The organism is Brucella tritici (assembly GCF_902825325.1).
Lineage (GTDB): Bacteria > Pseudomonadota > Alphaproteobacteria > Rhizobiales > Rhizobiaceae > Brucella.
This window is the reverse complement of record NZ_CADEAR010000001.1, coordinates 1-13257: the sequence shown is the minus strand read 5'-3', so window position 1 is coordinate 13257 and position 13257 is coordinate 1. Positions and strand designations below refer to the sequence as shown.

The window sequence follows — 13257 nt, the reverse complement described above, 5'->3', positions numbered from 1 at the left end:
CAACGAATTTCTCGCGGAGAGGAGATATTTTGTCTCCATGGGGCGCGAATCTGGGCTGCTTTAAATGAACGTCGTCGTTGTCGAATCGCCTGCCAAGGCCAAAACCATCAATAAGTATCTGGGCTCGAACTATAAGGTTCTGGCCTCGTTCGGTCATGTGCGAGACCTGCCAGCTAAAGATGGCTCGGTTCGCCCTGATGAAGACTTTGCAATGTCGTGGGAGGTGGATAGCAATTCCTCCAAACGTCTTGCCGATATTGTCAAAGCGCTGAAAGACAGCGACGGCATCATTCTCGCAACCGACCCGGATCGCGAAGGTGAAGCCATCTCGTGGCATGTGCTTGAAGTGCTCAATCAGAAAAAGGCGCTCAAGGGCAAGACGGTCAAGCGTGTGGCTTTCAATGCCATCACCAAAAAGGCTGTTCTCGATGCTATCGCCAATCCACGCGACATCGACGAACCTCTGGTCGACGCTTATCTTGCGCGCCGTGCGCTCGACTACCTTGTCGGTTTTACACTCTCACCTGTTCTGTGGCGGAAACTGCCGGGCGCGCGCTCGGCTGGTCGTGTGCAGTCAGTGGCCCTGCGTCTCGTCGCCGATCGCGAATCCGAGATCGAACGCTTCATCCGTGAGGAATACTGGAACATCGCGGCGCTGTTGAAGACACCACGCGATGACAGTTTCACTGCCCGCCTCACTGCCATTGACGGCAAGAAGCTCGGCAAACTCGATATCAAGAATGGCGAACAGGCAACGGCCATTCGCACCATGCTGGAAGGCGCAAGCTTCAAGGCTCTTTCCGTCGAGGCAAAGCCGACCAAACGCAATCCGGGACCGCCATTCACCACCTCGACTCTACAGCAGGCAGCGTCTGGCCAACTCGGTTTTTCTGCCTCGCGCACCATGCAGGTGGCGCAGCGGCTTTATGAAGGTGTCGATATTGGCGGCGAAACTGCCGGTTTGATCACCTATATGCGTACCGACGGTGTGCAGATTGCTCCAGAAGCAATCAATGCAGCCCGTGACGCCATCGGCAAAAGCTTCGGTGCAAAATATGTGCCGGAAAAGCCGCGCTATTATTCCAGCAAGGCCAAGAACGCACAGGAAGCGCACGAAGCCATCCGCCCGACGGATTTTTCTCGTCACCCGAAGGATGTGCGTCGGTACCTCGATGAGGATCAGGCGCGGCTCTATGAGTTGATCTGGAAACGCGCCATTGCCAGCCAGATGCAGGCTGCCGATATCGAACGCACTACCGTCGATATCGAGGCTGTCAACGGCTCGCGTTCAGCCATGCTGCGCGCCAACGGCTCGGTCACGAAGTTCGATGGCTTCCTCGCCGCCTATATGGATCATCGCGAGGAAGAGGACGACGACGAGGATAGCGCAAAGCTGCCGGAAATTCGTTCTGGTGAAGCTCTGGCACGCGAGAAGATCGATGCGACCCAGCATTCGACCGAACCGCCACCGCGCTATTCGGAAGCTTCGCTCATCAAGAAGATGGAAGAACTCGGCATCGGTCGTCCTTCGACCTATGCTGCGACGCTGGCCACGCTGCGTGATCGCGAATACATCACGATAGACAAGCGCAAGCTTATTCCAGAACCAAAGGGGCGTCTGGTCACCGCCTTCCTCGAAAGCTTCTTCGAGCGTTATGTCGAGTATGATTTCACGGCAGACCTTGAGGAAAAGCTCGATCTTATTTCAGATGGCAAGCTTTCCTGGAAAGATGTTCTGCGCGACTTCTGGCGCGACTTCTCCGGCAATGTCGATGACATCAAGGAATTGCGCGTCACCAATGTTCTCGATGCGCTGAACGAAGAACTGGCGCCACTGGTCTTCCCTGCACGTGAAGACGGCAGTGATCCGCGTTCGTGCCCGACCTGCGGCACAGGAATGCTGTCGTTGAAGCTTGGCAAATACGGCGCATTCGTCGGCTGCTCCAACTATCCGGAATGCAAATATACGCGCCAGCTCGGCGGTGACGCCAATGGCGAATCTGCAGCTGCTGACGAACCAAAATCACTCGGTAAGGACCCCTTCACCGGGGAGGAAATCACCGCACGGACTGGTCGTTTCGGTCCCTATGTCCAGCGCGGCGAGGGCAAAGAAGCAAAGCGCGCCAGCCTTCCGAAAGGCTGGACCGTCGATTCACTCGACCACGAGAAAGCCGTTGCGCTACTGTCTCTGCCGCGTGACATCGGTCAGCATCCAGAAACCGGCAAGATGATCTCCGCCGGCATCGGTCGCTATGGGCCCTATGTCAGCCATGACGGGACATTTGCCAATCTGGAGAATGCCGAAGAAGTCTTTTCCGTCGGCCTCAATCGCGCTGTGTCCGTTCTGGCCGACAAACAGTCGAAGGGCGGCGGTCGTGGCCGCTCCACACCGGCTGCATTGGCGACGCTTGGCGACCATCCGGAAGGCGGTACGATCACCGTTCGCGACGGTCGCTACGGGCCTTATGTCAACTGGGGCAAGGTCAACGCCACTTTGCCGAAGGGCAAGGACCCGGCGAGTGTCACGCTGGAAGAAGCACTGCAGCTGATTACGGAAAAGGCTGGTTCTTCCAAGAGCAAGAAAGCCCCTGCCCGCAAAGCTTCGGCCAGCGCTGAAAAGAAAGCCTCTGCAAAGAAGCCCGCGGCCAAAAAGGCACCAGCAAAGGCCAAGTCGACAGCCAAGCCGAAAGCCAAGTCCAAGGCCGAGGCGGTAGAGGAGTAGCAATTGGCACGCCGTTTTTCCAAATCCGATACCGGTCGATCCGCACGGACCGAACGGCGTGCAGCCAAAGCAAAATCTGCCGATGGAAGGAGCGATCCCAATGCGTTCCTGCCAAGCCGCGAGGAAGTTCTCAAATATATTGAGGAGAACCCCGACCACGCAGGCAAGCGCGAATTGGCGAAAGCATTCAACATCAAGGGGGATGCTCGGGTCTATCTGAAAGACCTCCTGCGCGAGCTCTCCGACGAGGGCCTGGTCGAAAAACGCGCCCGCAAATTGTCTCGTCCTGGTGCGCTGCCTGCAGTTACCGTGCTTGATATCACTGGGCGCGACGAGGATGGCGGTTTACTGGCACGTCCATCGGAGTGGGATGAAGCCGGTTATGGCAAGCCTCCCGTCGTCCTGATCCGCCGCACCCGGCTGAACAAGGCCTCCGAAGGCGGTCCGGCTGTTGGCGTGGGTGACCGCGTTCTGGCAAAAATATTCCGCAATGAAGATCGTGACGGACCGGATTATACCGCTCGCGTGATGAAGCGCCTCGAACACCGCACAAATGCGGTGCTGGGCATTGTGCGCAAGCTTGGCAATGGTGAATGGCGCCTTGACCCAGTAAACCGAAAGCAGCCGGAAGTGCAGCTTGATCCGGCACAGCTTGAAAATGCCGAAGCAGGCGATCTTGTTGAAGTCGACCTGATCTCCTCGCGTCGTCAGGGATTGCCGCGCGGCAAGGTTCGACAAGTGGTCGGGTCTATCGACAGCGAAAAAGCCCTGTCGATGATTGCCATTCACGAGCATGAAATTCCGCATGTTTTTCCGGCGGAAGCGCTGAACGAGGCGGAAGCCGCCCAGCCTGCGACGATGGACGGCAGGGAAGACTGGCGCGACATTCCGCTCCTGACCATCGATCCGGCTGATGCCAAGGATCATGATGATGCGGTTTACGCCGAGCCGGACAAGGACCCAGAGAATCCAGGCGGTCAGATTGTCATCGTGGCTATAGCGGACGTCGCCGCCTATGTTCACCCAGATTCCGCGCTTGATCGCGAAGCACAGAAGCGCGGTAACTCGGTCTATTTCCCGGACAGGGTCGTGCCGATGTTGCCCGAACGGATTTCAAACAATCTCTGTTCGCTTCGTGAACTTGAAGATCGCCCCGCTCTTGCCGTTCGTATGATTTTTGCTTCTGACGGTCGCAAGAAATCGCACAAATTCCATCGCATCATGATGAAATCGGCGGCGAAACTCAGCTATTCGCAAGCGCAGGCTGCCATTGACGGCGCGCCGGATGACAAGGCCCAGCCTATTCTCGACGGGATATTGAAACCGTTATGGAACGCCTATGCCGCGCTGAAGCGCGGGCGCGATTCCCGCGAACCGCTGGAACTCGACCTGCCGGAAAAGAAAATTTTGCTCACGCCTGATGGGAAGGTGGACAAGGTCATCGTTCCGGAACGGCTCGATGCGCATAAGCTCATCGAAGAGTTCATGATTCAGGCGAATGTCGCTGCCGCAGAAACATTGGAAGCGCGCCGCCAGCCGTTGATTTTCCGCATTCATGATGCACCGGCGCTTGCCAAGCAGGAAACCCTACGCGAGTTCCTGCGCACGCTTGATCTGAACCTTGCCAAGGGTGCGGAACTGCAGCCCGCTCAGTTCAACCGGATTCTTGAAGCCGTTGAAGGCTCGGATCATCAAGAACTGGTCAATCAGGTCGTGCTGCGCACACAAAGCCAGGCGGAATATAGCCCCGATAACATCGGACATTTTGGTCTGCATCTGAGCCGCTATGCGCATTTCACCTCGCCGATCCGCCGTTATGCCGACCTCATCGTACACCGCGCTCTGATCAAAGCGCTGAACCTTGGAAGTGATGGACTAACGACAGAGGAGGAAGCGCATCTCGAAGAAATCTCCGCGCTCATCTCCTCGACCGAACGTCGCGCCATGCTGGCCGAGCGTGAAACCGTCGACCGTCTCATTGCACATTTTCTCGCCGCACATCTTGGAGATGAATATGAGGGGCGCGTTACGGGCGTAACGCGGGCCGGTCTTTTCGTGAACCTTGCGACATATGGCGCGGATGGGCTGGTACCCATTTCAACTTTAGGTCATGAATACTATTTATATGACGAAGCGAACCATGCGATTGCCGGTGAACGGAGCGGTAAAGGCTTCCGGCTTGGTGATACAGTGACGGTTCGGCTTGTAGAAGCGCTCCCCGTTGCGGGCGCGCTTCGTTTTGAGATGGTTTCGGAACCGCATCCTCTGCCAATGGCGACCCGCTCGCATCATAAGGCAAGCCGGACGATGCGTGGGCGAAGGGGTAAACCCGCGGGTATTCCGCGTCAGAAGAGAAGAGGTCGCTGATGAGCACGCTAGAGGCCAATTCCGCGCAAAATGTGCAGGTTTTCGGTGGCGAAAACCCCAAGGCCACTCACCCGAAACGCCCTTTGGGTGAAGCGATGTGGCGCGGTTTTCGCGGACGTTGCCCGCATTGCGGTGAAGGAAAGCTTTTTCGTTCGTTTGTGAAGCCAGTAGCGCAATGTTCCGTATGTGGCGAAGACTACACAGAACAACGTGCCGATGATCTTCCTGCGTACCTCACCATTTTGATCGTGGGGCACGTGGTTGTAGGCGCTTTCATGGGCGTGGAAGCAACCACCAATCTGCCACTCTGGGCTCATATGGCGATATGGGGACCGTTGACCGTGATTATGTCGCTGCTGCTTCTTCAACCTATGAAGGGCGCGACCATCGGCCTGCAATGGGCGCTCTACATGCATGGCTTCGGGGGTAAAGGCGAAGGTGAATATGGCGATGTGACCTGAAGGTCACCATAAACGCCATGGTTCAGCTCCCCCACTCTTCAGTCAAAGCCGCAAAAGCATTGCGTCCGCGTGACGCAGCATCCCTATTGCTTGTAGACAGGTCGGGCGGCAAGCCGCGTGTTCTCATGGGCAGACGCCACGCCAGCCTTGCGTTCATGCCCGGCAAGTTTGTTTTTCCTGGCGGACGCGCCGATCCTGTCGATGGCGCTATCGCTGCTGCGGCTGAACTCAATAACAGTGATGTTGCCAAGCTGCTCGCAGGCATGGGGGCCCGTGCATCGCTGCGCCGCGCCCGTGCACTCGGCCTATGCGCCATCCGCGAAACCTTTGAAGAGACTGGCCTTCGCATCGGGCAAGCTACTTCGGCTCCGATTGCATTACCCACACATCGCGACTGGTCAGCCTTCCTTGATAACGGCGTGATGCCAGCCTTGAACAGCCTGCGCTATTTTGCCCGTGCGGTCACGCCGCCGGACAATGTTCGCCGTTTCGATACCCGCTTTTTTATCGCATTTCGCGATCATATACCGGAGCTGGACGGGCAATCACTCGTTCCCAGTGGCGAATTGGAGGATCTGGACTGGGTTTCCATCGATCAAATCGATAAACTCGATGTCGCTCATATAACTCAGGCTATCCTGAAAGAAGCCCGCGTGCTTCTGTCGGATACCAAACATGAACTGCCTTCCACCTTGCCAGTGGTGCAATATTGCAAGCGGCACGGCCGCTTTGTTCGCGAAGTGATCTGAAACCTATGAATAAAGAAATCCAACCCGCCGATCTTGTCCCGCAAGAACCAGGCGGTGGGCCGGCAGAGGGCCAGATGCACTGGCGCTCGCTTGCTGCAGCCATAGCCACGATCAGCGCGGTTGGCGCCGCAATCGGCTTGGGTATCCCGCTTCTAAGCGTTCTCCTGGAAAGTCGTGGTCACTCCGCAAGCCTGATCGGCGCCAATACGGCCGTCGCAGGCCTAGCATCCATCGTTGCCGCTCCGCTGGCCGCTCCTATCGCCGCGCGGTTGGGCGTGGTCAAGGCGATATTCCTTATGTTGATTATCGGAAGCGGAGCCTTTCTCGGTTTCCACTTCTTTCAACCGCTGTGGGCTTGGTTCGCGCTACGCATCGTTTTGCATTTCGCATTGACCGTGCTTTTCGTTCTGTCCGAATACTGGATCAACGCGTCCGCGCCACCTGAAAAGCGTGGACTGGTGCTCGGAATCTATTCCACTTCGCTTTCGCTGGGCTTCGCACTCGGACCTTGGCTGTTCTCGAAGATCGGCAGCACGGGTGGACTGCCATTCTATGTCGGCTTCGTCATTATCATGATCGCCCTCATACCGGTTGCATTTGCGTGGCGGGATAGCCCCGATTTTGAGGAGGGCGAACACGTCCCCTTCCTGCCCTTCATTTTTGCCGTTCCAACCGCGACCATGGCCGTCTTTGTCTTTGGTGCTGTGGAAACCGGTGGCTTTGCCCTCTTTCCAGTCTTCGGTGCGCGTATTGGTTATCCGGAAGCTGATGCGGCTCTTCTGCTTACAATGATAGGCCTTGGCAACGTGCTGATGCAGATTCCATTAGGCCTTGTCAGCGATCGCATTTCGGATCGCCGCAAACTTCTGCTCTTCTGCGCGACAACGGGCCTGATAGGTATGATCGCCCTGCCCTACCTCATGCAGCACTGGTATCTCATGGCGGCAATCCTGTTCCTTTGGGGTGGCGTCGTGGCTGGGCTCTACACAATCGGCCTTGCTCATCTCGGTTCTGAACTGACAGGGCGTGAACTGGCATCCGCCAATGCTGCCTTTGTGTTCTGCTATGCCATCGGCATGCTTGCGGGACCGCAGGCCGTGGGCGTCGGCATGGACATGATGGGACCGAAGGGATTCCCGATGACTCTCGGCGTGTTTTTTGCCGCATATGCACTCTTTGCGGCTGGAAGGCTGCTTTTACGGAAGAAGCGGGCTTGACTTTTCGCCGCCAATACGTAGTGTCGCGCCAAATTTCCGCTGCCGGATGAGATTACCGGAATCGCTGGAGGTTTCCATCCATTGAGCATGATCCCGAAGATTGGGAACCGGTTTTCGGCAAGATCATGCTCCGGCAAAGATACAGAGCAGGTAATTTGATATGGCCAAGGCTACGACGATCAAGATCAAGCTTTTGTCGACCGCTGACACCGGCTTCTTCTACGTAACGAAGAAGAACAGCCGCACGATGACGGAAAAGATGACAAAGACCAAGTACGACCCGATTGCGCGCAAGCACGTCGAGTTCAAGGAAACGAAGATCAAGTAATTCGTTTCCGGTCGTCATCGACAAGACGATTGAAATAAAAAGCCGTCTCTCATGAGACGGCTTTTTTGTTTCCAACCTTGGTTCAATCTTCAGGCGGCTGACGAGACGATACGGTTACGGCCAGCTTTCTTCGCCTGATAAAGCGCGGCATCCGTCCTGGAGAAAAGCGCGTCAGCGCTATCCCCCACCAGTCTCAGCCCTGCGATCCCCATGCTGATGGTCAGATTGACCTTGTGCTTGCCGTTGGCGACCGCGAAAGGCGTGTCCGATACGGCAATCCGAATCCGCTCGGCAACAGCCCTCGCGGCCTCTACATCGCTGTCTGGCAGCACCACGACAAATTCCTCTCCGCCATAGCGACACATGAGATCCATCCCACGGATATTCTTGCGCAGACGCGTCGCAAACTCACGAAGAACATCGTCACCGGCATCATGCCCGTATTGGTCATTGAGCCGTTTGAAATGATCGAAGTCGAGCATGATGACGGACAATGGCCGCTCGCGCCCCATAGCGCGGGTTAGCAGAACAGACATATGCGTATCGAGATAACGGCGGTTATGCAGCCCTGTGAGGCTATCCGTAACCGCCATGGTGATGGTGCGGTTGAGGCTTTGTCGCAAAAGGTCGTTGTAGCACTTCCGTTTGATCTGGGTTCGCAAGCGCGCAAACAGCTCCAGCTTCTCAAGCGGGCGCATCAGATAGTCATTTACGCCAAGCTCCAGCGCACGCACCACGAGCGCTCCCTCATCTTCCCGTACAACGAGAATGATCGGCACCAGTCTTGTGCGCTCTATGGTCCGCAATTGTGAACACAGACGAAGCGGATCGTAATAAGTAAAATTAGCTGAAACGACGATACTGTCGTAATCCGTATCTATCGCCCGGATCAAAGCGGTGTTGGCATCGCTGGCTACATCGACACGATAGGTCTCCCCTAGAATGAGACGAAGGCGTGCCGCCGCGAGCTCATCTTCATCAACAACGAGAATGCGGGCCACCTCATCTTTATCCGCATAATTCCCGCCTATCTTGCTTGCCAGCAGCGTTTCCACCTCCGCATCCGCAACTGTACCCGTCCGCTGAAAAAGTTCGTCAGAGACCAGTTTTAGCCGCGCCAGGCTCTTCACACGTGACAATAGCTGAAGATCGCTGACCGGCTTCGACAAAAAGTCGTCAGCACCCGCTTCTAGGCCCCGAATCTTGTCCTCGGCGCTATTGAGCGACGTCACCATGACAACGGGAATATTGGATGTCCGGGGATCGTCCTTCAGGCGACGACATACGTCGAAGCCGTCCATCTCCGGCATCAGTATGTCGAGGAGGACAACGTCAATCTGCCCACCCAGGCAAAGCTCGATGGCTTCAGGACCGCTATAAGCCGTCACAACCTCATAATATTCGGAGAGCAGCCTTGCCTCGAGGAGCTTTACATTGGAATCCACATCGTCAACGACGAGAATTCGTGCAGTCATGATGCCCCTCGCCCTAATTTCCGCTAAGCGTCGCCCAGATAGGATTTGATAGTTTCGATAAAACGAGGCACCGATATCGGCTTGGATATATAGGCTTCGCAGCCACCTTGCCGAATGCGTTCCTCGTCCCCCTTCATGGCAAATGCCGTTACCGCAATAACCGGAATGTGTCGTAACTCGTCATCATCCTTCAGCCATTTTGTGACTTCCAGCCCCGACACCTCGGGAAGTTGTATGTCCATGAGAATCAAATCAGGTCGATGTTCGCGCGCAAGGTCGAGCGCCTCGAGCCCGTTTCGCGTCCGAATGGTCTCATATCCGCTGGCTTCGATAAGATCGCGAAACAACTTCATATTGAGTTCGTTGTCTTCGACAATCATCACGCTTTTCGGCATCGAATATTCCTTGGTCCTATTCCCTGCAGCAACCCGGCATTTGCTCGATTTTCTTATCCGCCAGAAAGTCCCCACTTCTTAGACTGCGGATAGTTTAACCTCATTTCATTGATGAAAGGCAAATAATTCCATTGTTCCTCGACTAAGCGGCAGTTACACATTTGGCAAAGCAACAGAAAAAACGGAGAAACCACATGAAAACGCTGGTGAGCCAAGCGGATGCGGAAGCGATCGCTATCGAAGCGTTGGCATGGCTGGCGCAAGACAAGGATCTGCTGCCTCGCTTCCTCGCTCTAACGGGCATTGAGGCCGCATCAATCAGGCAGGCAGCACGTGAACCCGGCTTTCTAGCCGGTGTATTACAGTTTTTTCTGACACATGAGCCGACACTACTGCGCTACTGCGAAGACGCAGGCCGTGACCCAACAACAATTGAAAAAGCTCTGGCGTATTTGCCTGGGGGGCTAAACCAGCATCTCTAGCTCCGCGCCCCGATCAATTATACTAAAAGCCCGGGTTCCCGGGCTTTTTATTGATTATTCAGCGGCAGGATGTGCCACAGCCTCCTTAGCTTCGTTCGAAACAGACAACACGTTCAGCTCATGTTGCTTGCCGTCGCGTGCCGTCCAGGAGATTGACTGGCCAGGTGCAAGGCCGATCAGGGCTGTGCCAATCGGCGTCAGAATTGAGATTTTGCCTTGTGCAATATCTGCCTCGCCCGGATACACCAATGTCACCCGGCGTTCTTGCCCGTCATTGGAACGAAACTCGACCGTAGAACCCATTTGAATAACATTCTGCGGCAAGCGCTTCGCGGGTACGACTTTCGCGCGGTCGAGTTCAACCATCAATTCCTCGGCGATCTCCTCGAGACGTTCCGAAACATTGGTGGCCAGCCCCATCAGGCGTTCATAGTCGATTTCGCTGACAACGATATTGGGCTTCTTGCGATTCTTTCCGCTCATGGCGAGTGCTCACTGCTGTTGAAAGGTAATAAGTCTCCGCGCTGTTTGGGCACGAAGCTGTTCAGATTGATTTTGGTGAAAGCGCTTATTTGAAATCCGCTGTTGGACAAGCGGCGTACCGTCCCCCGGAGTCCCCCTGCGCTAGGCAGAACTCGAGGGTAGCTATCCCGTGATCGGATGGACCCGATGGAGTATGGATGCAAAACGGTTGTTCATGATGCTAAACTTGGTGATATTCCCGGCAATGTCAAGTGTAAGACCAATCGCATCATATATCCCGGTGGCACTCCGACCTTTCGATGTTATAAAAGGATGTTCCTTTTATGTTCATCAGACGGTTCGTCCTCATGGTTGACACCATTGCAACTAACAATCCGGAAAAAGGTGTATGCCGCGATTGCCTTGCACCGCAGAAATCGGACACAGGCAAGCGATGCCATGCTTGTGGTAGCCCTCGCCTTCTGCGCCATAAAGAGCTTTATAAGCTCTCTCTCGCACATATTGATTGCGACGCTTTTTACGCGTCCGTTGAAAAGCGGGACAATCCGGAGCTGCGGGACAAACCACTCATAATTGGCGGCGGAAAACGCGGTGTTGTATCAACCGCCTGCTACCTCGCTCGTATTCACGGCGTCCGATCTGCCATGCCTATGTTCAAGGCGCTTGAAGCATGTCCTGACGCAGTCGTCATCAAGCCCAATATGGAGAAATACGTTCGTGTTGGCCGCGAAATACGGCAGATGATGCGCGACCTGACGCCCCTCGTCGAACCTCTGTCAATTGACGAAGCTTTTCTTGACCTGAGTGGTACAGAACGCCTGCATAAGGCGCCACCTGCCACCGTTCTCGCCCGATTTGCCAAGCGAGTAGAAGACGAAGTTGGAATCTCAGCATCCATAGGGCTCTCTTATTGCAAATTTTTGGCGAAGGTCGCATCCGATATCGAAAAGCCGCGGGGATTTTCTGTCATCGGCGAAGCAGAAGCGCTAACTTTTCTGCGGGACCGACCGGTCAACGCCATCTGGGGCGTTGGCAAAGCCTTTGCAGCCAAGCTGGAGAGCGACGGTATTCGATTTATTGGCCAACTACAGACGATGGAAGAAGGAGCCCTTATGAAGGCCTATGGCACTATGGGCCAGCGTCTCTATCGTTTATCCAGGGGCTTGGACAGCCGCAGGGTCGAGCCAGATCACGACATGAAAAGCGTTTCAGCGGAGACGACATTTAATAACGACCTGTCGGAAGCAAACGATCTTGTTCCGATTCTTCGCGCGCTTTCAGAAAAAGTCTCGCGGCGGCTGAAAGCAGGTGGAATAGCCGGGCGCACTGTAGTTCTGAAGCTGAAGACACATGATTTCAAATCGCGTACGCGCAATCGGCAGCTTTCCGATCCGACCCAGCTTGCAGACAGAATATTCCGTCAAGGATTACAACTCCTTGAAAGGGAGCTGGATGGAACACGGTTTCGACTGCTTGGGATTGGAGTTAGCGAACTTTCCTCAAGTGAGCGCGCCGACCCGCCTGATCTTGTGGATACGCAGGCAACCAAACGCGCCGTCGCCGAAAATGCCGTCGACCAGCTGCGTAACAAGTTTGGCGTAAATGCTGTCGAAACAGGCTACACTTTCTCTAGAGGCAATCTGGCGCGCCCTCAGATGCCGCCAGATCGAGACGAGCAGCCGTGAATCACAAGGATGCGAATAAACCTCTGTAGAAATTTTCTACATTTGGCTCTAACCGCTTGACGAGGCCGATCTGTATCAATAATGGAACGGGCCAAGGCGTTGCCAACTGATTTGGCGATAGCTTTACGGAAGGCCTCGTGGCGGAGTGGTTACGCAGAGGACTGCAAATCCTTGCACCCCGGTTCGATTCCGGGCGAGGCCTCCAATTGATCCCATAATCATCGGTAACGTATTGAATTGACACATCTTATTTTTATGGTGTGGCAATGTGTTCACCCGGTGTTCCGCCACACTTTTGTAGGTGTGGCAGTTCGTTCCTTATTTTCCCCCTTTTTCCACATCATTTCACTCCCCAAAGATTCTCTGTTGACTCTAACTTCAGGTGAGAACATTTTAGGAACATCGGAAGGCGGCCCGATAACCTAACAGACATGCTTGGTGGCGTGTGTGTCTGCTTCGCTGGAGCAGAACAATGAATGCGGTTGCGCAGGGAAATGAATACGACGACGAGATTGAATTGGTTCTCGCCTATCACAAGGGCGATGTGCGGGCTGCGATAGAAGCGCTTCTGAAAGATCGGGATTTTCTCGTCAAAGAGATCGAGTACGCCAGTCTGGCTATGTCGATGGGCTTTGCACGTGGCTGGAAGCCGACGGTGTTCGTGAAATGAGCGGCAGATCACGCGGTGAACCGCCGAAGACGCTCATCAATAAAGAATACCCGTTTCAGGTCGTGCTGTTCTTGACTGATGAACTGCGCATAAGGCTTTTGGAAGTGATTGCGGACGAACACCGGCTCGGCGCTTATCCCTTGCACGGCTGCGTAAATCATAAAGGCCGTTACTTCTCGATTGTGAAATTCCCAACCAAGGAAGGCCAGCAAGAGTTCATCCA

At 55.0% G+C, this 13257-nt stretch carries 13 protein-coding genes and 1 tRNA gene; 10 read left to right on the top strand and 4 right to left on the bottom strand.

Translation table 11 applies throughout. The features are described 5' to 3' along the window. Positions 1-64 precede the first annotated feature (64 nt). The 6 genes from topA (at position 65) to rpmG (ending at position 7844) form a co-directional block, all read left to right on the top strand. The gene (gene topA / locus HWX93_RS00070) at positions 65-2722 is read left to right on the top strand and encodes a type I DNA topoisomerase (RefSeq protein ID WP_176036037.1); all 2658 of its coding nucleotides are present in this window, start codon (positions 65-67) and stop codon (positions 2720-2722) included. Between the two features lie 3 nt (positions 2723-2725). Continuing rightward, entirely contained in the window at positions 2726-5089 is a 2364-nt protein-coding gene (gene rnr / locus HWX93_RS00065; protein ID WP_176036036.1) for a ribonuclease R, read from the top strand. Then, positions 5089-5550: a DUF983 domain-containing protein gene (locus tag HWX93_RS00060; RefSeq protein ID WP_176036035.1), complete on the top strand. Its 462-nt coding sequence runs from the start codon at positions 5089-5091 to the stop codon at positions 5548-5550. The genes rnr and HWX93_RS00060 overlap by 1 nt, the downstream gene beginning before the upstream one ends. 17 nt (positions 5551-5567) lie before the next feature. After that, positions 5568-6299, top strand: a complete 732-nt coding sequence (locus HWX93_RS00055; protein WP_176036034.1) for an NUDIX hydrolase — start codon at positions 5568-5570, stop codon at positions 6297-6299. A 74-nt stretch (positions 6300-6373) separates the two neighbouring features. Beyond that, a complete protein-coding gene (locus HWX93_RS00050) occupies positions 6374-7516 on the top strand; it encodes an MFS transporter (protein ID WP_176036343.1) in 1143 nt (380 codons plus the stop codon). A 160-nt stretch (positions 7517-7676) separates the two neighbouring features. Beyond that, complete coding sequence (gene rpmG / locus HWX93_RS00045) at positions 7677-7844, top strand: 50S ribosomal protein L33 (protein WP_002966024.1); 168 nt, start codon at positions 7677-7679, stop codon at positions 7842-7844. An 89-nt stretch (positions 7845-7933) separates the two neighbouring features. Here rpmG and HWX93_RS00040 read toward each other — a convergent pair whose 3' ends face one another. Continuing rightward, a complete protein-coding gene (locus HWX93_RS00040) occupies positions 7934-9319 on the bottom strand; it encodes a PleD family two-component system response regulator (protein WP_176036033.1) in 1386 nt (461 codons plus the stop codon). 23 nt (positions 9320-9342) lie between these two features. Next, complete coding sequence (locus tag HWX93_RS00035; RefSeq protein WP_010658876.1) at positions 9343-9714, bottom strand: response regulator; 372 nt, start codon at positions 9712-9714, stop codon at positions 9343-9345. 194 nt (positions 9715-9908) lie between these two features. Here HWX93_RS00035 and HWX93_RS00030 point away from each other — a divergent pair, with 194 nt between their 5' ends. Continuing rightward, positions 9909-10196, top strand: coding sequence for a DUF3572 domain-containing protein (locus HWX93_RS00030; RefSeq protein WP_176036032.1), 288 nt, complete (start codon positions 9909-9911; stop codon positions 10194-10196). 54 nt (positions 10197-10250) lie between these two features. On the opposite strand, the gene rnk is transcribed toward HWX93_RS00030, so the two are convergent. Then, positions 10251-10679: a nucleoside diphosphate kinase regulator gene (rnk, locus tag HWX93_RS00025; RefSeq protein WP_176036031.1), complete on the bottom strand. Its 429-nt coding sequence runs from the start codon at positions 10677-10679 to the stop codon at positions 10251-10253. 347 nt (positions 10680-11026) lie between these two features. Between rnk and HWX93_RS00020 the strand changes: the two genes are divergently transcribed. The 3 genes from HWX93_RS00020 (at position 11027) to HWX93_RS00010 (ending at position 13034) form a co-directional block, all read left to right on the top strand. Beyond that, a complete protein-coding gene (locus tag HWX93_RS00020) occupies positions 11027-12364 on the top strand; it encodes a DNA polymerase IV (protein WP_176036342.1) in 1338 nt (445 codons plus the stop codon). 131 nt (positions 12365-12495) lie between these two features. After that, positions 12496-12569: transfer RNA gene (locus HWX93_RS00015), tRNA-Cys, on the top strand. Positions 12570-12836: 267 nt separating this feature from the next. Beyond that, positions 12837-13034, top strand: a complete 198-nt coding sequence (locus HWX93_RS00010) for a CUE domain-containing protein (RefSeq protein WP_176036030.1) — start codon at positions 12837-12839, stop codon at positions 13032-13034. Between the two features lie 8 nt (positions 13035-13042). Here HWX93_RS00010 and HWX93_RS00005 read toward each other — a convergent pair. After that, on the bottom strand, positions 13043-13257 hold a 215-nt coding region (locus tag HWX93_RS00005; protein WP_176036029.1), incomplete at its 5' end, for a hypothetical protein.